Origin of the sequence: Paenibacillus sp. FSL K6-1318 (assembly GCF_037976905.1) — a bacterium.
Classification (GTDB): Bacteria; Bacillota; Bacilli; order Paenibacillales; family Paenibacillaceae; genus Paenibacillus; species Paenibacillus amylolyticus_A.
Genome location: NZ_CP150270.1, coordinates 5,992,092 through 6,015,126 on the forward strand (window position 1 = coordinate 5,992,092; position 23,035 = coordinate 6,015,126).

The 23,035-nt window shown below is 43.1% G+C and carries 26 protein-coding genes and 1 pseudogene; 2 read left to right on the forward strand and 25 right to left on the reverse strand.

Features of this window, described 5'->3' with window-relative positions; translation table 11 throughout:
• Nucleotides 1–18: 18 nt before the first annotated feature.
• The 18 genes and pseudogenes from fliD to NYE45_RS26925 form a co-directional block, all read right to left on the reverse strand.
• A complete protein-coding gene (gene fliD, locus NYE45_RS26840) occupies nucleotides 19–1,908 on the reverse strand; it encodes a flagellar filament capping protein FliD (RefSeq protein ID WP_340014617.1) in 1,890 nt (629 codons plus the stop codon).
• Nucleotides 1,909–1,928: 20 nt separating this feature from the next.
• Nucleotides 1,929–2,315, reverse strand: coding sequence for a flagellar protein FlaG (locus tag NYE45_RS26845; RefSeq protein WP_340014618.1), 387 nt, complete (start codon nucleotides 2,313–2,315; stop codon nucleotides 1,929–1,931).
• A 128-nt stretch (nucleotides 2,316–2,443) separates the two neighbouring features.
• Nucleotides 2,444–3,682, reverse strand: a complete 1,239-nt coding sequence (fliB, locus tag NYE45_RS26850; RefSeq protein WP_340014619.1) for a flagellin lysine-N-methylase — start codon at nucleotides 3,680–3,682, stop codon at nucleotides 2,444–2,446.
• Nucleotides 3,683–3,813: 131 nt separating this feature from the next.
• Nucleotides 3,814–5,532 (reverse strand): flagellin, encoded by a 1,719-nt coding sequence (locus tag NYE45_RS26855; protein WP_340014620.1) that lies wholly within the window; start codon nucleotides 5,530–5,532, stop codon nucleotides 3,814–3,816.
• A gap of 144 nt (nucleotides 5,533–5,676) precedes the next feature.
• On the reverse strand, nucleotides 5,677–5,922 hold the full coding sequence (gene csrA / locus NYE45_RS26860; protein WP_127549079.1) for a carbon storage regulator CsrA: 246 nt from the start codon (nucleotides 5,920–5,922) through the stop codon (nucleotides 5,677–5,679).
• A gap of 1 nt (nucleotide 5,923) precedes the next feature.
• Complete coding sequence (locus tag NYE45_RS26865; RefSeq protein WP_340014621.1) at nucleotides 5,924–6,370, reverse strand: flagellar assembly protein FliW; 447 nt, start codon at nucleotides 6,368–6,370, stop codon at nucleotides 5,924–5,926.
• An 88-nt stretch (nucleotides 6,371–6,458) separates the two neighbouring features.
• Nucleotides 6,459–7,028 carry a DUF6470 family protein gene (locus tag NYE45_RS26870; RefSeq protein WP_340014622.1) on the reverse strand — a complete coding sequence of 190 codons (570 nt, stop codon included), beginning with the start codon at nucleotides 7,026–7,028 and terminating at the stop codon, nucleotides 6,459–6,461.
• A 13-nt stretch (nucleotides 7,029–7,041) separates the two neighbouring features.
• The gene (gene flgL / locus NYE45_RS26875) at nucleotides 7,042–7,962 is read right to left on the reverse strand and encodes a flagellar hook-associated protein FlgL (RefSeq protein ID WP_340014623.1); all 921 of its coding nucleotides are present in this window, start codon (nucleotides 7,960–7,962) and stop codon (nucleotides 7,042–7,044) included.
• Nucleotides 7,963–7,986: 24 nt separating this feature from the next.
• A complete protein-coding gene (gene flgK, locus NYE45_RS26880) occupies nucleotides 7,987–9,543 on the reverse strand; it encodes a flagellar hook-associated protein FlgK (RefSeq protein WP_340014624.1) in 1,557 nt (518 codons plus the stop codon).
• Nucleotides 9,544–9,562: 19 nt separating this feature from the next.
• Nucleotides 9,563–10,066, reverse strand: coding sequence for a flagellar protein FlgN (locus NYE45_RS26885; protein ID WP_062836995.1), 504 nt, complete (start codon nucleotides 10,064–10,066; stop codon nucleotides 9,563–9,565).
• 11 nt (nucleotides 10,067–10,077) lie between these two features.
• The gene (gene flgM / locus NYE45_RS26890; protein WP_062836994.1) at nucleotides 10,078–10,362 is read right to left on the reverse strand and encodes a flagellar biosynthesis anti-sigma factor FlgM; all 285 of its coding nucleotides are present in this window, start codon (nucleotides 10,360–10,362) and stop codon (nucleotides 10,078–10,080) included.
• Between the two features lie 173 nt (nucleotides 10,363–10,535).
• The gene (locus tag NYE45_RS26895; protein ID WP_340014625.1) at nucleotides 10,536–10,943 is read right to left on the reverse strand and encodes a TIGR03826 family flagellar region protein; all 408 of its coding nucleotides are present in this window, start codon (nucleotides 10,941–10,943) and stop codon (nucleotides 10,536–10,538) included.
• A 151-nt stretch (nucleotides 10,944–11,094) separates the two neighbouring features.
• Nucleotides 11,095–13,707: a fibronectin type III domain-containing protein gene (locus NYE45_RS26900; protein ID WP_340014626.1), complete on the reverse strand. Its 2,613-nt coding sequence runs from the start codon at nucleotides 13,705–13,707 to the stop codon at nucleotides 11,095–11,097.
• Nucleotides 13,708–13,756: 49 nt separating this feature from the next.
• Nucleotides 13,757–16,093 carry a fibronectin type III domain-containing protein gene (locus NYE45_RS26905; protein ID WP_340014627.1) on the reverse strand — a complete coding sequence of 779 codons (2,337 nt, stop codon included), beginning with the start codon at nucleotides 16,091–16,093 and terminating at the stop codon, nucleotides 13,757–13,759.
• 72 nt (nucleotides 16,094–16,165) lie between these two features.
• A complete protein-coding gene (locus NYE45_RS26910) occupies nucleotides 16,166–16,360 on the reverse strand; it encodes a hypothetical protein (protein WP_340014628.1) in 195 nt (64 codons plus the stop codon).
• A gap of 51 nt (nucleotides 16,361–16,411) precedes the next feature.
• Entirely contained in the window at nucleotides 16,412–17,020 is a 609-nt protein-coding gene (locus tag NYE45_RS26915; RefSeq protein WP_340014629.1) for a ComF family protein, read from the reverse strand.
• A gap of 352 nt (nucleotides 17,021–17,372) precedes the next feature.
• A pseudogene (locus NYE45_RS26920) lies at nucleotides 17,373–18,331 on the reverse strand (helicase-related protein); the annotation flags it as partial.
• 178 nt (nucleotides 18,332–18,509) lie between these two features.
• Nucleotides 18,510–18,734, reverse strand: a complete 225-nt coding sequence (locus NYE45_RS26925; RefSeq protein ID WP_340014630.1) for a hypothetical protein — start codon at nucleotides 18,732–18,734, stop codon at nucleotides 18,510–18,512.
• A gap of 107 nt (nucleotides 18,735–18,841) precedes the next feature.
• Between NYE45_RS26925 and NYE45_RS26930 the strand changes: the two genes are divergently transcribed.
• Nucleotides 18,842–19,024: a helix-turn-helix transcriptional regulator gene (locus NYE45_RS26930; RefSeq protein ID WP_340014631.1), complete on the forward strand. Its 183-nt coding sequence runs from the start codon at nucleotides 18,842–18,844 to the stop codon at nucleotides 19,022–19,024.
• A 240-nt stretch (nucleotides 19,025–19,264) separates the two neighbouring features.
• On the opposite strand, the gene NYE45_RS26935 is transcribed toward NYE45_RS26930, so the two are convergent.
• Together NYE45_RS26935 and NYE45_RS26940 are read right to left on the reverse strand one after the other, a co-directional pair.
• Nucleotides 19,265–19,681, reverse strand: coding sequence for a LytTR family transcriptional regulator DNA-binding domain-containing protein (locus NYE45_RS26935; RefSeq protein ID WP_340014632.1), 417 nt, complete (start codon nucleotides 19,679–19,681; stop codon nucleotides 19,265–19,267).
• 22 nt (nucleotides 19,682–19,703) lie between these two features.
• Nucleotides 19,704–19,829 carry a cyclic lactone autoinducer peptide gene (locus NYE45_RS26940; protein ID WP_340014633.1) on the reverse strand — a complete coding sequence of 42 codons (126 nt, stop codon included), beginning with the start codon at nucleotides 19,827–19,829 and terminating at the stop codon, nucleotides 19,704–19,706.
• Between the two features lie 339 nt (nucleotides 19,830–20,168).
• On the opposite strand from NYE45_RS26940, the gene NYE45_RS26945 reads away from it, so the two are divergent.
• On the forward strand, nucleotides 20,169–20,294 hold the full coding sequence (locus NYE45_RS26945; RefSeq protein ID WP_340014634.1) for a hypothetical protein: 126 nt from the start codon (nucleotides 20,169–20,171) through the stop codon (nucleotides 20,292–20,294).
• 47 nt (nucleotides 20,295–20,341) lie between these two features.
• On the opposite strand, the gene NYE45_RS26950 is transcribed toward NYE45_RS26945, so the two are convergent.
• The 5 genes from NYE45_RS26950 to NYE45_RS26970 form a co-directional block, all read right to left on the reverse strand.
• The gene (locus NYE45_RS26950; protein WP_340014635.1) at nucleotides 20,342–20,971 is read right to left on the reverse strand and encodes a hypothetical protein; all 630 of its coding nucleotides are present in this window, start codon (nucleotides 20,969–20,971) and stop codon (nucleotides 20,342–20,344) included.
• Nucleotides 20,972–21,233: 262 nt separating this feature from the next.
• Nucleotides 21,234–21,386 (reverse strand): YolD-like family protein, encoded by a 153-nt coding sequence (locus NYE45_RS26955; protein ID WP_340014636.1) that lies wholly within the window; start codon nucleotides 21,384–21,386, stop codon nucleotides 21,234–21,236.
• Nucleotides 21,387–21,711: 325 nt separating this feature from the next.
• Nucleotides 21,712–22,335: a glycoside hydrolase family protein gene (locus NYE45_RS26960; protein ID WP_340014637.1), complete on the reverse strand. Its 624-nt coding sequence runs from the start codon at nucleotides 22,333–22,335 to the stop codon at nucleotides 21,712–21,714.
• Nucleotides 22,322–22,600: a phage holin family protein gene (locus NYE45_RS26965; RefSeq protein WP_340014638.1), complete on the reverse strand. Its 279-nt coding sequence runs from the start codon at nucleotides 22,598–22,600 to the stop codon at nucleotides 22,322–22,324. Before NYE45_RS26965 ends, NYE45_RS26960 begins: the two co-directional genes overlap by 14 nt.
• Nucleotides 22,601–22,602: 2 nt before the next feature.
• Complete coding sequence (locus tag NYE45_RS26970) at nucleotides 22,603–22,971, reverse strand: hypothetical protein (RefSeq protein WP_340014639.1); 369 nt, start codon at nucleotides 22,969–22,971, stop codon at nucleotides 22,603–22,605.
• Between the last annotated feature and the right edge of the window lie 64 nt (nucleotides 22,972–23,035).

The following is a 23,035-nucleotide window of genomic DNA, read 5'->3' on the forward strand; positions in this document are numbered from 1 at the left end:
TCACCCTTTATTTTAAAATTAATTACCAAATTGAGATAGAAGACTGGACGACTGTGACTGCAACTGCGTCATTGCTTTTTCCATGGCAGCAAACTGTTTATAATAACGATTCTCTGTAGTCGTAATATTACGTTGCATCGTATCAATTCTGCTATTATATTCCTTCAGTTTCCTACCCATCGGATTTTCTGCACTAAACGTGCTCGTAATATCTGTCGTAAAACGGTTCGTACCTGAACGATCAGATATCCTTTGAATTGCAGTAGAAGCCTTGTCTGACAATTTATCAAATAACCCGTCGTTTGGAGAAGAAACCGGCCCTTGGAATACATCAATCACAGCCTGTGGATTGGTACTGATCATACTTCTGAGCTTAGCTTCGTCTTTTATGATTAGTTTCCCGTTCTCAGAATACGTACCTGTAGTAATCCCCATCGCACTAAGAGGCCCAAGAGCTCCCGTGATTACACTACGCATATCTGACAGTACCGACTTGATGATATCATTATTCTTCAGCATCCCACTCTGAGCTTTTTCAGTCCATGCCAGAATTTCAGATTCTTTCATTTCTTTTTTATTTTCGTCTGTGAGTGGTCTAAAATCATTATATCTGGTTTCTCTAATGGTCGAGTTCAATGATTCAATAAGTGTGTTGTAATCATTAATGAAACCTTTAATGGTCTCAAGCGCCTTATCTGGATCAGTTTGGTTTTTGATGATGACAGGGTTATCAACCCCGTTCACTTTCGTTTCTTCTTGCATTGTCAATTGTACACCATTAATGGTAAAGGTATTGGTTCTAACATTATTAATCTTTTGACCATTTACCTCAACAATAGCATCTCTACCTACCATGTCTTGTCCATCTTTATCTTTGGCTAATGTCAAAGGAGTAGCACTTTCTTTGACTGGCTCTGCTCCCTTAAATAAAGCTAGAAATTCATAAGACTTACCACCAAGCTTAATTTCATCTCCACCGTTAGTGGCAAAGCTCAATTTACCTTGATCGAAACTTGCGGTTACCTTTGCCTTTGGATTACCATTAATCTCATCTAATATACTCTGAATGGATGCTGTATCTTTGAATTCGAATTTCTCACCATTTATACTAAAACTGTACGTCTTAGCAGCCGCCCCTGGGTCTGGTGCCTTACCATCAAGTAATGTCTTTAAGTCAGCAAGCTTCTTGTCTGCTGTAACGGTTGTTCCTGCTCCTTTTGTTTCTATACTCGTTCTCTTAGAGAACAAAGCAATAATTGAGTTACTACCTGACGGAGTCTCGATAACTACTTTTCCGTCGGCTCCACCTGATTTTGAAGCAAATGAGAGCTTACCCGTAGCTTCATCATAACTTGCAACAACATCAGCTTTCGCATCAGCATTAATGACCGAGATCAAGGATGCAATCGACGTGGCGCCTTTGAATTTATCTTTGAAGCTCACACCATTAATCGTAATATCGAATTTCTTCGCATCGTACTCCGCTCTCTCCGTAGCACTCAAGTTAGAGAGATCAACGCCATCCAGAGAAGCTAAGGTAGTGTTACGGCTAACCCCAGGGCCTAAACCTGATGTTTCAAGCGTCTTTGCCACTGCCAATTTTTCCACACTGACTTTCATTTCAGCCATTGTTGCACTTGCACTCGCTTCCGCTTTGACTGCGGTTGTATTACCCGATACTACTGATTTATTCGCATTAAGTGCCGATGAAGCACCATATTTATCTGTTAATTTATTGGCACGAAAGTCATATAACTTACTACTTACCTCACGATAGCTCTCACGCTGCCATTGCAATATCTGTTTATCTTGGTTCAATCGATCCAGTCGCAAATTTTTGGTAGCCATCATGCTTTTGACCATACTATCGATATCCATACCTGAAAAGCCGTTAACGCGTGTAACCATTGTACACCTCCAGATCTATGTTATATCTTCTCGTCGACTAAAATTCCGGCAAGCTCCATCATTTTAGCAACCAAATCCAATGTTTTCTCAGGAGGAATCTCACGGATTAATTCCCCTGTATCTCTATTAAGTACTTTGACCATAATCTCATGTGTTTTCTCGTGAATACTAATATCCAAAGTCGTTTGCGGGCCTTGCAGGGATTTCACTGCATTCTCAATCGTTCTAATCAATTGTTCTTGACCAATAGATAAAGGAGCTCCTTGCTTCTCCAACTGACTCAAACTCAAACCTTTAGTTACATTTGAGTTCAACTCTCCTCGTTGCATCTCAGATGCTGAAGTTGTATCCCCTTGTTGACTGACAGATGATGACGTATTAGCGGATAATGAGAACTGTACATTCATCTTTACCACTACCTCCGGCTGCATATTTACTTTTTATATCGGTTATCATCGCGATTCTCATTAGAGCTTTATGAAAAATATGTATAAAGACCCTGGACAATGTCAAGGCCTTTATATGAATGGCATATTTAATTTTTGATCAGAATTGACATGTATCCCATAGAAGTGAAGTCATTGTCTTCCAACAACTCAAGTACATTATTTAAGTACGTACCATTGTGCTCTACTGTTTTGGCAAAAGATTGTACAAGCTCAACCACAAGATCCATAGTTAAACCCTTATGGAAACCAGACATACCAATTAAATGCAGTTTAATCATAGAGAAATGAACGACCATCATAACATAATCATCATATACTCGATTGCGGCCAAACGGGAACAAATTTTTAAAAACATAGTTCACGAGGTAATTTTCTAGAATATACTCATGTTCTTTCATAAAAGGACTATAGTGTTCTTCACTTGCTGCCTTGTATCTTTGAGCAATCTCTTCCTCTGTAGATTCCTCGGTGTATACAATACCATTCAGTGTCTCCACAACACATTTCATATATCTTGAACTTTTAAATCCATGTCCAAAACGATAATCCATAAGCTCCTTACAGAGCTTCATCTGCACAATATGATTTCCCGGAATATCCATTAAGTACTCTTTCGTGCTAGGGTCTTCCAACATTCTTGAATATGATGTAATTGTATCTAACACTGCCTCATATTTTTCTTCGTTAACTTGAGACTGAATCTTCTGGTAAAACAAACCTAAAATAATTAATCTTTCAGATAATGTGTAGTCACGATTTTGCAAGACCTGAATAGTGAAAATTCGCAAATTCCAAAAATATGACGTTAATTTATTTTTTGCATTCGGATTATTAGTAATAATTTGCTTCATAATCCAAACTTTATTATCTTCACTTTCTTCAATTTCATTAAACTGAATTCCTTCAGGTTTCAACAACGTAAGTCTCGCTGCCTCTGGACAAGATAATGTCGTTGATTTTTCTATAACACCATCTACACTATTAACACTTCTTGGATAGGTATTACAAACGTTCGAAAGATAACCTTCACCTAAGCTGAGTTGAACCTTGCAAAGGTTCTCTTCTGAAAGGAATGTACATCTTCCTTCGCTATCCATTTTAATTTTTGCATATTTTTGAGAACTGGGTTCAGAGCGGTGTCTTGCAATATTTTTATTAAATAAAGGTTTGAATTCAACATCACGTGATTTGGCATACTTTTTATACGTAGATTGATCGATATCTACTCTCCATCCGACACAACAAGAATCTTCACATGCTGAGCCTATACAAGCGAACTCCTGCATATACTCGGGAACCAGAATAGTTCGGCTTTTAGTTGTCATGTAGCTTACCCCTTATCTAACTTTTGTAAATAAAAATAGATATCCTCACGTAGAAGATATCTATTTCAACTTGCAAATGTACAAGATTCCGAAGGAATTGGATAACCAATTCCTCCAGAAAGATTTTAAAATTAACGAAGCAATTGCAGAACGCCTTGTGGTTGTTGGTTTGCTTGTGCCAACATTGCTTGAGCTGCTTGAGCCAAGATGTTGTTTTTCGTTTGGGACATCATTTCTTTCGCCATGTCTACGTCACGGATACGGGATTCCGCTGCAGTCAAGTTCTCAGAAGAAGTTCCCAAGTTGTTGATTGTGTGCTCCAAGCGGTTTTGAACAGCACCCAATTTGGAACGCTCGCTGGACACAGAAGCAATCGCTTTGTCTACAATTGTGATTGCATTAGCTGCATTCGTGTTGCTAGTCAGATCAAGAGCTTTCTCAGCGTTTGTGTTGTTAGTTCCATTTGTTACGTTATCTGCTGTAGAGAAACCTGTACCAGAACCAGTGATTCCCAGTGCAGCAGCACGCATATCGTTAACACCCAATGACAGGGATTGGTTTTGGTTTGCACCGATTTGGAATGAAGCAGAACGATCTTCAGTTACAGCAGGCTGAGTTACTTGAGGCTCTGTTGTCACTTTAGTCGTTTCTGTTTTCAATTTAAATGTGCCATCCAACGCTGTTGCATCCCCTGCATCAAGATCAAACTTAATGCCATTAGCATCATAGTTGAATGCAGCAGTTCCATCCCAAGAGAATTCTGTGGAAGAAACAGAGTTTCCATCCTTATCTTGAAGGTCAACAGTTAGTTTACCTGCAGCAAAGTTAACTTTCACTTGCGAAACATCGGCAATAAGCTGATCGCTAGTTGCATCAATCTTAAAGTTAGTCAATGTAGCTGCATCTGCTGCTGTGCTATTGTTTGTCGCCCAGTCTTGTGCAGTAGGGATAGTGCTGATTGGAGCTGTAGTTACATTACCAGAACCAGCATTTGCATCTTTCAAGTCAATTTTTACACTCTCACCTACAGCCCAGTCTGCAGCATCGGCTCCTTTAAAGGAGAAAGAAATACCCTCATTATTGAAGGAATACGTATCAGTTGCATTATCATAAGCTAATGCTTGTGCATCGATTTTCAAAGATGCCGGTGTACCAGCAGTATCAACGCCATCAAACGAGAGCGTGAAACCGTCAGCGCCTCTTGTGATAGAAATTTCATTTTTACCCGCAGCAGCTGTAGCATCGACTTTCGTCCAATCAAAACCATTTGCAGCTGTTCCGGCAAATTTAACGTCAAACGCCACTTGGGAAGAATCTGCACTCCAGCTTACTGGCTCTTTACCAACTGTAACAGTTTGGTTAATTGCTTTATTAACATCAACTGTTGTAGCTGGAGTAGTTACCGCTGCTTTTGTTACAAATTTATCAGACAAATCACCGTTCAACAATTTCTTCGTATTGAACTCAGTTGTGTTACCAATACGGTTGATCTCGGAAGTCAACTGGTTCATTTCTTTTTGCAATTCGCCACGGTCTTGCTCTGTGTTTGTATCATTCGCAGATTGAACAGAAAGTTCACGCATACGTTGCAGGATGGAGTGAGTTTCGTTCAATGCACCCTCAGCTGTTTGAATCAAAGAGATACCATCTTGAGCGTTACGAGTAGCTTGGTCCAAACCACGGATTTGTCCGCGCATTTTTTCGGAAATTGCCAAACCAGCAGCATCGTCACCAGCACGGTTGATACGAAGACCAGAAGACAATTTTTCGATGTTTTTGTTCGTGTTAGCAGTGTTAGTGCTCAGTTGGCGGTGTGTGTTCAACGCCGCGATATTATGGTTGATAATCATTAGAAATTTCCTCCCTGAAAATAAGTTAGTTCCACATCCTTGTGGTAAACGCTGCGACATTAAGGTCGGCCGCCCTGCCGAAGCAGCGTCTAAATTATATATCGACGAGAGGTGTGCAACTGTTTATAGCAAAATGGAATATTTTTAATCTTTTTTCAATTCCGAGTTACGCAGGCGTTCCATAAATGCTTCAACATTGGCGGCAAGAGGCGTAGCTGACTCCCGGTTAGCTTCCTGAATGGACGCATATATCTCCTGACGATAGATATCAATATGTTTGGGTGCAGAGATTCCGATTCTCACCGTATCTCCTTCTACAGCTAGCACCGTAATCTCGATCTGATCCTGGATGATGATAGACTCGCCTTTTTTTCGCGACAATACGAGCATCTCACACACCTCCTTTAGCGGAATTCAACTGTTCTTCTGGCCAGATCAGACAGCGCGTCTCATACCCCGATTGATGTAGTACAACTTGCTTACCTGTTCGGTTCTCTGGGTTCAACACAACTGGAGCCAATAGATTCATCGTAGATCGGCTTACCTGTGTATGAATCGTGACCATAGAATACACTTCAACCTGGTCACGAATCTCAAGTTCATCTCGATCTGCCTCGGGTAATTCAAAGCTATATCCAGGAGAGAAGAGGAATGGATTAACAAGCAGGAAGGAAAGCTCTTGCTCCTGAAGAGATTGTAAATATACAAAGGGAGTATCCTCCCACGGAATTAATGCAAATTTGTGCTCATCATCGAATCCAGGAAGACCCTTGGAAAAGGAATAAATAACCTCATCTTTCACTTCGATCTCGCCCCACATACTTGTCTTAATTTTCATAATAACGAAGCCTCCCAAACAAAGATTTTACGCAAAAAGAGCTGTAGATGTCTGCTTCAAGACTGTCTACAGCTCTACTTTATAGTTGTTACATTCCGACATCAATAGCTGGTGGCGTATACTGTATTGATGCATATTGTTTCACATAGATGTCCAGTTTACCTCGCTGGTACTCAATTTCAGGCCGATTGACCGTAACATTCAGCTCTGAAACGGCTGGGGTAAACTGGAGTTCTGGCGCACGAACATTGACACGAACTTCTACATTGTCAATTGATGCTGGTCCTCGCATTTCCGGAAAAGAAGTCCCCTGCCAATCCTCACCAATAATATTAGCAATCGTATTACCTGGTCTATGAATCTCTGCCAGTTGATCTCCTTGTTGAACACGATTAGCAATGTTTTGTAAGAAAATCTGCTGAATACCAGAATAAATCCGCGCATTCATATCAATCATATTCCCACCATTATAAGCTGCGAATGCTTTAGATTGATCAACATTCAGCTCTGGGGCATGACTTTGAACTGTTAACTTAGCAGGTCTTGTGTGAAGCTGCACATCCGCCTTAGGCTGACGCAATGAGAATTGCCCAAGATCAGCATCTATGCTTAATAGAGATGGTGTCGTTCTAATCTGAACAACAGGAAGAGTATTCATACCACTCCTCCTTTTATCTCAGAAAGTCCACAAGAGACGGTGATATAATCTTCGAACCTGCTGATAGTGAGGCGTTATATATGTTTTCCTGTATTTTAGATTTCATGATTAGCTCTGCATAATCGGCATCCTCAACCTTTGCCTGAAGATCTGTCAGGTTCACACCCAGATCATCCAAACGTCCCATCATCAAATCAATTCGATTCGTTTTGGCTCCAATTTCAGAACGGATGGCCAGCATTTTATCCATTCTGCTGTCAATGGTACCAAGTTGATTAGATAATTCCTTCTGATCTCCATCTGTTAATGCCTGGAGAATGGTATTCATGACAACAAAAAGGTTGTCTTCTTCTGTATCGGTACCAAATACTTCGTTACCCGTTACATTAATCGGTAATTGAACACCTTCCCCAACAATGAAATTGATCTTACCTGTATCGGTAATGACAGAAGCAGCATCTGTTGTATCTGAAGATCCATTCCCATCTTTGGTAAATTGATATGGTTTGATATCATAGGTTTCACCATTGAATACATATTTACCATTTAGTTTACTATTAGCTACATCAATGAGCTGTTCTTTTAACTGACTAACCTCTTCTTTGACACTATCAAGGGCAGATTGAGGGTTTGTTCCGGTGGATGCTTGCACAGTCAACTCACGCAAACGCTGTACGATACTCCCTGCCTGATCCATGACTGTATCGTTAAAATCTAGCCAAGATGTCGCACTATCCACATTCTTCTGGTATTGTTCATTCGATGCCAGTTCTGCACGGTAACGCAGAGAGTAGGTAATACCTACCGGATCGTCTGAAGGCTTGTTAATTTTCATGCCAGTTGCCATCTGTGTCTGTGTATTATTCATTTGTTGCGCGTTGCGGTTCAGGTTCAACAGCAACTGGGAGCTCAACATATTATTCGTTATTCTCATCTGTTTAGGCCACTCCTTCTCTCATTATCTGCCTACAGTACCAGTAGAATTAATCAATTTATCAAGTAGTTCATCATATGTGGTCATAAAACGAGCCGATGCACTGTAAGCGTGTTGGAATTTAATCATATTCGCCATCTCTTCATCCAGTGATACGCCGCTTACAGATTGACGACGAGTCTCTACCTGCTGTACAAGAAACTCAGTATTAGATGTCTGACGAGCAGCTTCCTGTGATTGGACACCCAATTGGCCAACGATTGCACTAAATTGTGCACCAATGGTTGCGGTACGCAGACCATCTGCGGTCTTCATAGGCGTATCTTTGAGATTGGCAAGTAGAATGGCCAAAGTGTTATTTCCTTTCACTATACTCTCAGTTCCAGAAGCATCCGTAGTAGTCCGTAAAGAGGTAGCAATTTTGTTCGGATCAGCCAGAATCTCAGCATTTAATGAAATATTTCCAGCTGTGATTGATGTTCCTCCACCTGCTGCTGTAAAGAAAGGAAGTCCTGGGGAATTGGTTCCATCCATGCTATATCCAAGCTGATGCAGGCCGTTCAAACCTTTCACCGTAACCTTGAGGTCCGTAGTTAGTGTACGCGTCGTACCCGTATATGTAACACCATCCAAGATCGTGTTATCAGGTAAAACAGAGCCGGCTGGAATTGTGATTTCAATATCTCCATTAGCTAGTGTATTAGCTAAGTCATCCATTTGTTTCTGATAATCAATCACCAAGGTATCTCTGGATTTAATCATCCCGTGAACCTCGCCGTTGTTAAGTGTACCTGCTGTATACGCATCATTCAGAAAAGCTGAATCTACCACTACTTGCGCAGCTCCACCTGTAACAAGTGCCTCTCCACCCATCTGAATCTGGTATCCTTGTGGAGAATCTGTAACATTAATATTGATAATCTTGGACAATTTATCTGTCATCAAGTCGCGCTGGTCGCGCAAATCATTGGCGTTATCACCAAGAGACTCGACTTTCACGATGGCACTATTGAGGTTTGCAATGTTACCCAGATAACCCTGGATTTCATTAGCTTTCACTTCGATATTGTTATCCAAGTCCTTGTTAAGATTATCTAATTGGCGGCTAATCTGATTCATCGCATCCGTAAGAGCGAGAGTTGTTTCTTTGACAATCCGACGTGCCGTAACGTCCTCAGGATTCTTACTCAGATCTGACCATGATTTATAGAAATTATCCATAACGGTTCGAAAGCCAGTGTTTGATGGTTCGTTTACAATAGCTTCAAGTTTCTCAAGTGTGTCTCGTTGAATGGACCAACTCCCGAAGTTGGTACTTTCATTGCGATACTGGTCATCCAGAAATTTCTCACGCACACGTGTAATGGAGTTGAACTCTACACCTGTACCGAGTTGTCCCGGTGTTGTACTATGCAAAAATGCAAACGGCTCCATTGGAATGGATGCCTGCATGTTTACCTTTTGACGTGAGTAACCTTCCGTGTTGGCATTGGCTACGTTATGGCCTGTTGTGCTAAGAGCTGTCGTCTGTGTGAACAAACTGCGTTTAGCCGTTTCGATTGAATGAAATGTAGATGTCACCTGGTTTCCCCCTAATTAATCAGGCACGCGTGTCAAACAGACCGATTCGCCCTGGATTGCCGTTCTTATCAGCAGGATGCTGATATGTGGCATCCTGTTCTGGCCGAGAAGCAAAGATGTCCATTGAAAGATCAATAAACATCAACGATTGCTCGATCAGCTTTTGATTCAGTTGATTAATTTCTTTTAATTCATGTAGTGTTCCCGCTAGCTTCTTCTGGACTTCGAGCAATCGCTGTTTGTCAGCCGGATCAAAAATCAGTTTGGAAATCTCCGTAATGTTCAGGTTCAACATGGACTTAATTCCACGTTCTTGAAGCAGTTCGTGAACTGCGCTCTGCCGTTCGATTTCCAGAGGCTCCTGTTGTTTCATGAACCGGGATTCTTTGTTCAGAACGGCAATGAGTTCATCCACATCGTTTTTGACAATGACCTGTCTCTTGACCTCGCTGAGTGCCAGCATATCGCGGTGACTTTGTTCCATTTGCTGCAAAACTGCAATTAATCTATCCAGTGCTGCCATTACGTGATCACCTATTCCTTATCAAAAGACTTAAAATACGGTAGCAACTTGTCAGCAAGCTTGCTACTATCTACCTGATACGTTCCGGAACTCACCTGTTCTTTCAGTTCTTGTATCCGTTGTACGCGTCCTGCATCCTGTGTACGACTTTGTTCCTCAAGCATCTTCATCGCCTCCGGAGAAATGGATACTTCGTCCTTACGGCGGCTCTTCTTGGCATCAGCCTGCTGATTGGATTCAACGTTCCTTTGATATGAATTGATGGCGCCAATTCTACTCGGTTCATTGATTTTCATATGAACTACACTTCCTTCCACGTTAGAATTTTACATTGATATGCGTTTTTCTTACTTTATCTTTATGTTATCGAAATGATTAGGATAATAAAAAAAACCGATAATCTTTAATAAGTTTATCGGTACGTTTCAAAACATTTGTTATAGCAAGATCTGTATTTAAGACCTCGTTCCTATGAATCGCGTAGTTTGTCGAGAGCATTGTAGGTTCGTCCGCCTATATTGCCGTTATCCTTCTGACCTACATCACGAGCTGCACCAGCCAAGTCTTTCGTCAAACGATTACGACAAGAGTCACACATATGACCTTCACGAATCAATGTTCCGCATACTTCACAAGGATACATCATATTCGGGGCATTTTCGATGGAAATCCGTCCCTCACGGATGAACTTGGTAATGGTTTTGATCGAAACTTCTGTTGCATCAGATAGTTCCTGTATGTTGGTGCCTTTGTTTTCGCGCAAATACTCTACACAGATCTGATATTCCTGTTCCATTTCCTTAATACAATTCGAGCATACATCTCGAAAATTCAACGCATATAATTTACCACAGCGAGGACAGTTACCTAGATTCATCGCTAAAACGCCCCTCTCAAACTTCCATTTCCGAATAGATAATAACTATACATTACCTTATTTTCTCTGATGAATCCATAGTCTATTTGCAAAACAAAAGAGGGGAGAAGGATGCACATATACGCAACCCCGCTCCCCAAATTTTACATTCCTAATTCAATGTTCTAATACTTAGTACAGAAGACCATACGCTTGTGTTCTGATCGTTGAAGGCCCGAATGCGATATTTATGCAAACTGGACGGTAACAGGTCAGAATGAATAAACGTTGCATCACTGACCGTCGCCAAAATGAGCCCATCAGCTTCAATTTCGTAAAACGAAGCTCCTGCTACAGCGTCCCACGTCAGAATAACATTCGTTCTGTCCGAAGTTCCTTTCAGCACAGCTGTAGTTAATTGAGTCGTTCCCATTAAAATCTCATTCCAAGCTCCCGCACCGGAAGCATTTTTGGCACGAATACGGAAGGTATGTTCCGTATTTGGTGCAAGTCCGCTCTTCGTATAAGCAACTCCACTCACGGCCACTACCGTACCATCAATCTCTAGGTCATAACCGGTAGCTCCAGTTACAGCACTCCATCTCAGTGCTATAGCCGCTGTGGTTGCAGAGTTAATACTCAAGCCTGAGACACTGGCAGGTAACGTAGTTTGGGACAATATTGCTGTCCATGCACTCACATTAGTGTCGGTCAGGGCACGAATACGATATTTATGAATCGTTCCACCAAATACTCCATTGTGTACATACATGAGATCACTCACCGTAGCAACTACTATGCCATCTGCCTCAATCTCATATTTAGTTGCACCAGCAACTTCATTCCATGTCAGCGTAACTGCCGTTTCTTCAGGTACACCTTTCAGCGTTGTGGGTACATTCAACTGGGTCGAAGCAGTTACGATCTCACTCCAGCTACCCATGCCGGCAGCATTTTTGGCACGAATGCGGAAGGTATGATCTGTATTGGCTAGAAGACCACTTTTTGTATAAGCAGATCCACTCACAGAAATCACAACACCGTCAATTTCCAAATCGTAAGCGGTAGCGCCTGTAACAGGGCTCCATTTCATTGAGATGGCAACAGATGTAGCGGTATTTAGCATGAAACCGTTAACTGTAGCAGGGATCGTGCTTTGCGTCAGCACTGCTGTCCATGCACTTGTGTTGGTATCTGTCATCGCACGAATACGATACTTATGCGCTGTTCCTGGCAACTGTCCTATGTGACTATAGCTCGGCTCTTCTACCGTAGCAACTACTACTCCATCCGCCTCAATCTCATACTTCGTTGCATCAGTAATAGCTGCCCAAGTTAAGTTGATTGCAGTTTCTTCCGACGTTGCTTTTAATACCGGTGTATTTAGAAGTGTCGTTCCATTGATGAGTTCACTCCAAGCCCCTACACCAGCGGCATTTTTCGAGCGAATACGGAAGGTATGATCTGTATTGGCTGCAAGACCGCTCTTCGTATAAGCTACTCCTGTTACTGGGACAATCGTTCCGTCAATCTCCAGATCATATCCCGTGGCTCCGGTTACTGCTGTCCATTTCAATGCAATGGCTACGTTCGTAGCCGAGCTAAAGGTTAATCCTGTAACGGAGGCAGGGATGGTGCTCTGCGTCAGGATTGCTGTCCATGCACTTGTGTTGGTATCTGTCATCGCACGAATACGATACTTATGCGCTGTTCCTGGCAGCAATGCTGCATGGCTGTAACTAGGCTCTTCTACGGTTGCCACTACCGATCCATCAGCCTCAATCTCATACTTCGTTGCATCAGTAATAGCTGCCCAAGTTAAGTTGATTGCAGTTTCTTCCGACGTTGCTTTTAATACCGGTGTATTTAGAAGTGTCGTTCCATTGATAAGTTCGCTCCAAGCACCTACACCGGCGGCATTTTTCGAGCGAATACGGAAGGTATGATCTGTATTGGCTGCAAGACCGCTCTTCGTATAAGCTACTCCTGTTACTGGGACAATCGTTCCGTCAATCTCCAGATCATATCCCGTGGCTCCGGTTACTGCTGTCCATTTTAATGCAATGGCTACATTCGTAGCTGAGCTAACCGTTAATCCTGTAACGGAGGCAGGGATCGTGCTCTGCGTCAGGATTGCTGTCCATGCACTTGTGTTGGTATCTGTCATCGCACGAATACGATACTTATGCGCTGTTCCTGGCGACTGTCCTATGTGACTATAGCTCGGCTCTTCTACCGTAGCAACTACTACTCCATCCGCCTCAATCTCATACTTCGTTGCATCAGTAATAGCTGCCCAAGTTAAGTTGATTGCAGTTTCTTCCGACGTTGCTTTTAATACCGGTGTATTTAAAAGTGTCGTTGCATTGATAAGTTCGCTCCAAGCACCTACACCGGCAGCATTTTTCGAGCGAATACGGAAAGTATGGTCTGTGTTCGCTGCAAGACCGCTCTTCGTATAAGCTACTCCCGTTACTGGGACAACCGTTCCATCGATTTCCAGATCATATCCCGTGGCTCCCGTCACTGCTGTCCATTTTAATGCAATGGCTACATTCGTAGCTGAGCTAACCGTTAATCCTGTAACGGAGGCAGGGATCGTGCTCTGCGTCAGGATTGCTGTCCATGCACTTGTGTTGGTATCTGTCATCGCACGAATACGATACTTATGCGCTGTTCCTGGCAACTGTCCTATGTGACTATAGCTTGGCTCTTCTACTGTTGCCACTACTACTCCATCCGCCTCAATCTCATACTTCGTTGCATCAGTAATAGCTTTGCCCAAGTTAAGTTGATTGCAGTTTCTTCCGACGTTGCTTTTAATACTGGTGTATTTAGAAGTGTCGTTCCATTGATGATTTCACCCAAGCCCCTACACCAGCGGCATTTTTCGAGCGAATACGGAAGGTATGATCTGTATTTGCTGCAAGACCACTCTTTGTATAAGCTACTCCCGTTACTGGGACAACCGTTCCATCGATTTCTAAATCATAACCTGTGGCTCCCGTCACTGCTGTCCATTTTAATGCAATGGCTACGTTCGTAGCTGAGCTAACCGTTAATCCTGTAACGGAGGCAGGGATCGTGCTCTGCGTCAGGATTGCTGTCCATGCACTTGTGTTGGTATCTGTCATCGCACGAATACGATACTTATGCGCTGTTCCTGGCAGCAATGCTGCATGGCTATAACTAGGCTCTTCTACCGTTGCCACTACTGCTCCATCCGCCTCAATCTCATATTTTGTTGCGTCGGCTACATCAGCCCACGTCAGATTGATTGCTGTTTCTTCCGACGTTGCTTTCAAGACAGGTGTGTTCAACAGCGTTACTCCGCTGATCAGATCACTCCATGCCCCTGCACCGGCGGCATTTTTCGAGCGAATACGGAAAGTATGGTCTGTATTTGCTGCAAGACCGCTCTTCGTATAAGCTACTCCCGTTACTGGGACAACGGTACCATCGATCTCGAGGTCATAACCTGTGGCTCCGGTTACTGCTGTCCACTTCAGAGTAATAGGCGCGTTGGTTGCCGCACTAATCACTAATCCATTAACGGAATCAGGTAACGTATTTTGTGATTTTACTGCCGACCATGCGCTAACGTTATTATCACTTATAGCTCGTACACGATACTTATGTGCTGTTCCAGGTTTGAGCCCCGTGTGCGAATAGATTGAATCTGATATATCTCCAACGACAACGCCATCCGCCTCAACTTCATATGACGTTGCACCATCAATTGGTGACCAGATGAGAACAACTTCTTCTTGTGAAGGGTTGGACTGAATAACGGGTGTACTCATCTGGGTGATTCCTGTAGTTACATCACTCCAGCTTCCTGCACCACCAGCATTTTTAGGTCTGATTCTAAAAGTGTACTCTGTATTAGCTGCAAGGCCTGTTTTACTATAAGTGGTGCCTGTTACAGCAACATTAGTCCCATCAATCTCCAAATCATATCCGGTAGCACCCTTTACCGCAGTCCAAGCTACCGTTAATTTGTTGAATGTGGCATCAGTAACCGTCAGCCCATTGGTACGGTCAGGTACTGTTAACTGGTTTACCATTTTACTCCACGCACTCTCATTGTTAGCCGAGAAGGCTTTTAGCACATAGGTATGCGTTGAATTAGCTTCAAGCCCTTCATGTACATAAGAAGTTACGTTTCCTAATTCAATTGGTGTACCACCATCAATCTGCAACTGGTAGCGATCTGCAGACTCAACCGCCATCCACTGAATCGTATTCTTGCCTTCCTCTGGCGTTACGGCCAAAACGGGTTTCTCAAGCAAGGTAGTTAATGCAACCGGCTCACTCCACTCACTAGCTCCTAGTCGGTTAATTCCACGTACTCTATAGGTGTATGCAGTATTGGGTGTAAGTGAAGAACTTGTATATTTGATTCCGTAAAAAGGTCCTTTGACTACGCCATTCTCTTCAATCTCATATTGGACAGCTTGTGGAACAGCAGACCAATCGAGATTAATAGCTACATCACTGGCGTCAGCCGCCAAATTAGCCGGAACAGCTGGAACCGTAGTAACAGGCTGTGTTGTCCCCGGCTCTTTTACAAAACTAAATGATTCTGCTTTCCGTATGTAATACGGATTCAGGTTAGATACAAAATCTACTACCGCTCCTGTATCTGCATTAATCACAAGACTTAACTGTGTAGTCTCATAACCTTGCACATATCTTGGCGTAGTCATTCCAAACTCATCAACGGTGGAATTATTCCATACCCCAACATTGGTTCCAGATTGTCTGTATTCCATAGTCGTGTAATACTCCCATACCTCAGCAAAGTCGATGATAAAGGCATTGGTAACTTTGCCGGTATAAGTAGATGTGTAGGAGCCAAATGAAATGATCTTGGTTATATCCTCAACTGCCCCATTGATCGATTGACTTCTCCTAAAAGAATATCCTGATGTTGAAATCTCGTATGATCTCGCCCAACTCAGTTTAACTGATTTTTGATTCACCTGTAGTTGGCCGTTGTTGTTAGTCAACACATACTGGTAATCATTACTTGATGAGACTATCCCGCTTCCTACCGCCGCATGTGCCCGGTTCCCCCCGTACACGCCAAACTGCCCGAATACCAGCATGAATACTAGTAGACGGACAGTCCCAAAGTAAAATCTGTTTTTTCTTTTTCCTGCGACCACTCTTGTTCTCTCCTTCAAAAGATATGATGTGCCACTCCCTATGCTGTCACCTGTGGTGAACGGCAAAACTATCTATTCTGCGTGAGAAAACCAATCCCTCTTTTTTACATGTAAATTTTTTCTTATACCGCTTTCATTCATAATTTCTTTAAACAACCATATTGCAAACGGTATAAATGGAAAGGAGATACGCACAAATATACCAATCATTAATAAAAGAACATATTTTCCTGTCGACAATAAATCATAAAGTATAAATCCACTCATCTAAAGTCGCTGAACATTACTGGACAGTCATTTATTATTTGGATTTAGCTCCTACGATCTTGCCAGTGTCAGTGTGAAAATCTCGACCGGAAGCTCCATGGAGAAGCCAGCATTTAGGATAACCTGCCCACAAGCGTCCAAGGTGCTACCTGTTGTGTATATATCATCGATTAGCAGTATCTGTATGGGTTTGGCATGTGAAATGCCCTTTTCTGTTGACAGATGAGATCCTCTGTAGAGCTTTTCAATTAACTGCATGCCATCCGGGTTGATGGAAAAAGCGTTCTTCATCGTTTCAATACGCTCACCGCGTGATTTGAAGCTTTGTTTGGTGGTGTTGATCTGGCGCCGCAACAGATCAATGATGGGTAGGCGGCAGGCGGTGGCGAGCCCAGCGGCTAGCCGCTCCGCCTGATTGAAGCCGCGCTCGGCCAGGCGCTCGCCGCTCACGGGAACATAGGTGACCGCGTCAGGCCGCCATTGCGGTTTCGTTTGTTGAGCAGGCTTGGCGAGATGAGCCACGGGAGCTGGGGGTTCTTTTGCCAAAGCAGAATTCTGCTCCTCACTCATCGCTTGAAAGGCTTGAATCATCAGCGCGGTTAGGAGCGGCGCGTATCTTTCATGGCCTCGGAATTTGTACATGCCAATCCATTCTTTCATAAGAGTGTTGTATTGTACGGCGCGCGGTTGAAGATAAAAGAACGGTTTTGCATGTGTGGACGAGCACAGTCCGGGCATCCGACACCCCGACCACAGCGCAGGCGCGGATGGAACGGATCCATGGAATCTGCTTCACACAACGTGAGCATATGCCTGGATAGGTAGAAGACAGCATGGCTCGAGTGCCGCATGTCAGACAAGTCGCTCCCGGTGGGGCGAGCAGGTGATGAAGACGCCCGGTCAGGTGCTGCGCATAATCAGTTATGTTACTGAGCCAGTTGAACATAGGGGAGTAAACCTCCAGTTTTGGGAATGTAATATGAAATGTGGAACCGAACTTGGCAGATGACAATTAGGTTTGGGATGGTGGATGCAGATAGCCTTTGCGACGAGCGATGGTATTCATTTTCCGGATCTGTGCAACGGCCTTCACCTGAGAACGTGTCCGACGAGACGAAGCAAAAACCACTCTACCTGCCGGGTCATCCATGGAACGCCCTGCTCTGCCCGCCATCTGAACCAGCGAAGCTTCATCAAAGAGACCATTGTCTGCATCCAATATAAAAACATCGCTACACGGAATGGTTACACCACGCTCCAGAATTGTGGTGGTTACGAGCAGACGAATGGTACGTTCACGAAAAGCAGTAACTTTGGTAGCGCGGTCAGGATCCTGAGATGAAGTTCCTTCGATATGGATTCCGGGAAAAGTACGACGCATTAGATTCACAAACGCCTCAATCTGGGCAATGCGTGTCACAAAGACAAATACCTGGGCGTCACGCTTCAATGAAATTTGGATGTTATTTTTAATTACAGCTGGTAATTGCCGTCTTTGAATACACTGGGCCACTGTAGCCATCTTGATCAGTCTTGGCACGGGCAAAGGATGACGGTGGAAACGTACCGGGACTTTGGCATGAGTGAGTTTACCTTGCGCCGCTTCCCTCTGTAGCCGAGCTGGCGGTGTAGCAGACAGATAGACGAAATTCCCCCCGGTTTGCAGGAAGATGACGCGGCATGCGCGAGCATGGGATCGTTGTGATACGGGAAAGCATCCAGTTCGTCGATGATGACGAGATCGAATCCCTGGTAAAAACGCATCAGTTGATGTGTGGTCGCAAGCGTAAGCTGAGCATCTTTCCAGCGTTCGTCACTACCTCCGTAAAGGGTAGCGAGTGAGGTGTCCGGAAAAGCTTTGGCCAGACGCGGAGCTAGCTCCAGCACTACATCCCTGCGCGGCGTAGCGACCAGTGCTCGTCCACCGTGGTCCAATGTATGTTGGAGCAGGGGGAAAATCATTTCTGTTTTGTGTATAACTGTGCATTGTATGCGGCGTATGCGGGTTGTGCATTCTGTACATTCCATGTCATGCATTGTTTGCGATTTTTGCGGGGTTCGCGGTGCTTGTGTGGTCATTACGTGGTCAAAGGTGGTCAAAAAGAAGGAGCGGAAAACATCGATTATATCGGTGCTTTCCGCTCCTTTTTCACATAACTTTGCTCGCATCCGACACTCCAATTTTATAAGCGTATATTACGGATTTTCGTGTTTGTTCCAGAAAGAGATTTTCTAAGTCGAACGCCAAGTCATCTATGGATTTTCCGCTATTGATCATATCTACAAAACACTTGTACTCTCCGCCGCTTTCATCAGAAACAACCATATCTACTATTCCGTTGATCCTCTTCTCTCCTGGTTCTTCTTTCCCCATGATGAACCTCCCGTGTTGTTAATTTGAGATAAATTAGAATATAATAACAATTGAAACCATAAGGCATGAGGTGTAAATGGATGTATCCCGAACCTGGGAGGAGCCGTTTGCCATACCTCTTAGCCAAAAATAAAATGAAGGCTGTAGACTTAGCGAGAGATGTTGAAATTTCCCAAGGTTTCCTCTCAGAAGTCATGGCCGGGAAAAAATTCTTCTCTTATCCACTCGCGCCGAAAGTCGCCCACCGACTCGGCTGTAAAATGGAAGAGTTGCAAGAATGGAAGTACTAGGCGAACGGCGGAGGCGCAAGCCCCTCCCCGGGCGAAACTTAGCCATAAGCGAATTTTATCCATGAACCTCTCTCTTAATCCATTTATTACATACCTCATATCTCTATTAAATCCCATAATTAGACTCTTGTAAAAGGTTTTTCGCCCGGCGAATTTTATTTATTCGACACCATATTTCGACAGACATTACGCGAGAAGTATGCTTACATTAACTAGTAAAAAAAATAGCCGCATACGCGACTATCTGCTGAATTTAAGGAATGTTTTGAATATGGCGCCAGAACTGCACTTATCAGCGATTTGAGGAAACTCTTCTATGATGGCATCCAGCCTATCCTTAACAAACGTACACTTTTTAGACTGCTTGTTGACATCATTTTCGAAATATGCCAGCTTGAAATTCATATCAACTGAACGTATATTTTCGACATTGATGATGTTACTACGGTCTGCATTTCTAAATTTGTAACCACTTGCGTTCAAGGTGTTAACCCAATATACCATGGTGCCTGCCAGGTAATAATGCTCTTTCGCGGTATGGACAATAACCATGTATGAATCAGCTTCAAGATGAGTTATGCCCTTGATAGGTATATTGGTACCCCCAGACTTTCCATCCCTCTCTTTCGTTACAGAAAGTTCCTTGAGTTCATACAAAACTTCCACCTCACCGAATTTACTATTTTTTCAGCAACTCTTTAGGAGTGTCGCCTTGATATATAAAAAGCACACTCGCAGGCGTAACGATCAGCGCAGCAAGCGAGGCTAGTCCAGTAGCAAGTCCATAAAGGTATCCTTTTTTCATTGTTTCACCTCCTTCAACTTAATAAGCGTTAAGCACTGCACAAAAAATGCTATCGCTATTACAGACGACATGAACAAAAAGTTTGTTGCTATAATTATTATCGACAGAATGCGTAATTTTGGATAGTGAATAGGGTCTATTTTTGATTGTTCTTCTATCCTGCTTGGCGCATACATAAAGGCCAATAATATACTCAATGAATTTAGCAACAATATTAATACTGTAGATAAATCAATCAATGAGATGACAGTAAATAAAACAGTTGTAACAACAACGCATTTATCACCAGACTTCAGGTGAATCCCTCCGGAAGTGGATCGAAGAATTGCGAATGAAATCATGATAGTGATAATCTCTTTGAGTTTCCCGATGCATAGTCCGATGAATAGCGATAGCAGGATAATCGCCACTGTGTTTATCACGACTGCGATTGTGAACCGAAATACATCCGCTGAGGCAGGATGATGCGGCACGCGGTTCTTCAGACCCGCGCCAACCGATTAGAGATGTTTTCAATCATTCATGATGCTCCTATCCTTTTTGACCGAGAAATAAAGTAAGTAACCGAGCGTGATCGAAAACAAGAGTATCAACAAAAACAGGCTGTTCACGTACAAAACAAATGAAATTATGCACAAAAACAAAAACATTAGAATACTTGTGATAACCTCTTCAAGCCTGAATTTCAGCTTTTCAAATGGAAGCGGTATACCATATCCGAACTTATTAGGGATAAATCCCAGCAAAGAAACGATAACAGCCGTTGCTGTTTGAAGTACATACCCGTTTGTTAAGCTTGATTGTGCGGCTTCTATAGAACCGAAGAGTGTATAAGTTAGGCCCACCTGAATCAATCCAAAACCAGCAAAACCAGCTAGAGTAATGATGAATGATCCGATCAATGGAACTCTGACAATGGCGGCATAGTAAAATACAAAAATTAAGATGTTAATCAGTGGGGCGTAGTTGGCTAGCTCTAATTCATTCCGCAAAATGAAACTTTGAAGGTTCATCAGTAAAATTACCGTTAAAGCTGACCAAACGTGCTTGAATGGTTTATACCTAAAAAGATACATACTAAGCAGAAACCATGAAAATGCTTCTATGGTAGAAAAAAACATGAACCCAAACGCCTCTTGCATTGCAACTGCACCACCCTATTCGAAGTAACTAATATAGTTATTATATAGGAGTTAGTGGCAATTACATAGCCAAATTCATACAATTATCAGGTGTTAGCAGAGATTATTTCTGCAATCGAAATTTCTTTCTCTTCATCTTCTAACAACAGGTTGACTCTACCTCTACTTTGATTAATACCAATTACAACCCCGCTGTAATATTCGTCGTCAAACGGGCTGAACACTACCAGATCTACCTTGGTTTTTTCATGGTGAGATTCTGCTAAAGTGCGAACAATTTCTTCAATAATTGCTCATCCATAATGGGTTTCCCTCTACGTTGTTGTTCTTTCTGATGCCGCAACATTGCTTCCCGGTGCTCAGGCAAAATCATGCGTGAACTTTCAAAGATTCCATTGCCTTCAAGTTTACCCATAATATATTCCTCCAATTGATAAGAACGTACGTTTGTTTGTATTATATGCGAACATACGTTCTTTAGGCAACTGAAATATCAGGAAATTATGGAATTTGACATAGAAACATTTCCCTATATATGATAGGCTGACGTTATAAGAAACATCCTCAGGGAGGCGTTCCGAAATGAAACACAAGAAATTTACCAAAGGATTAGTCAAAGTTCTAAACTTTCTTTTCCTCAGACCCCAAACCACGCTTTACTCACCACTAACTTTAGGTTAAATAAACGACTCTGCGGCATATAAGCCAACAGAGTCGTTTATTTTTCCGAACGCTTGGGCTTATGGAGTATTTAGTGTTGCCGTTTTAGTCTTCTGATTCCAATCGATCTTGGCACCTGTGATATTATCGCCTGCTGCGCGTAATGGGATAAGCACCGTGTTATTGATCATGACCGCACCTTCAATCTGTTTACCATTTACGATTGCCGTTACCTTCTCTTCCGCATCAGGTTTCTGAGTATCAGACGCATTGAATAGTTCAAGCTCAGCCTGTCTTCGCCGCACCAGTCCATTCAAGACGTTACCGCCTGCTTTGTTATACTTGGTTATACTCGCGGCAATCTGGGCTACTGAGCGGCCGTTACATAGCTGCTTCAAATTTCCCGGTCCGGTGTTATAGCAAAAGCTTGTGAGAGCATCGAATTGGTTTTGGTTGAGCTTGTCCGTCACAGGGACGTATGACGGGTTATTAACGTATGCCTCGTATTTGGTAAGATCCGAAACCAGCATAGCGTCAGCCTGTGCCTGTGTGATCTTCTGGCCTTGTTTTACATCCGGGCCATAATGCCCCCAACCGATTGTCCAATACTGCTCTGTAGATACTGGCTTGTATGCTGTGAGCTTGCATCCTTCAAACGATTTAATTAGTTTAATCCCTGTATTTGAAATCTTACGCTTCTGCATCTGTATCCGCCCCTCTCTTGGCCTGTTTAATGATCTGATTTCCATAGACAGCAAAAGCGCCCACCAGGACGCCTTGTATACACGATTCAGCCGACCACCCCAACATCCAAGCGGTCACCAGTAGCGAGAATCCAGTGACGATGAAAACGATAGACCAGTCTGGGACAACAGGAACTTTCTTCACAATGAATCCTATCGCCCAGCAGCAAGCCAGTACCACCAACAGTCTCGGATCTATTAATACATAAATGCTATTCCAATCCATTATTAAAGACCTCCCCTTACGAATACCGCCGTAACGATAGCGATTATAGTGCCGCCGAGAACGAATGTGAGAAACTGGAACCATTGCTTGTTATTTGTGGTCCGCTCCTTCACACTGTCCTGTTGCGTCTGCTGTAGCCAGTTAAACAACTTCATTTCCAGGGTATCAATCTTGGTCATCACCTGATCGAACTGGACTTGCATCATTCTAGTAGAGTCCTTCAGTTGTCGGATCTCATCGTCATGTCTACCCGTTGTTTGCTCGATAAGTTTAAATCTAGCCTCGTCTGATAAAGTCTGCGCAGATAACCGCGTGAACTCTGCGCTTAAATTCTGCAGCTGTACCGTTAAGTCGTCTGTTTTCGTGCGCAACCCTTCAATTGTCAGCACCTCCTCTTTCATGCCCCTCTCCTCCATCTCTCTCTAAAGATTTAAA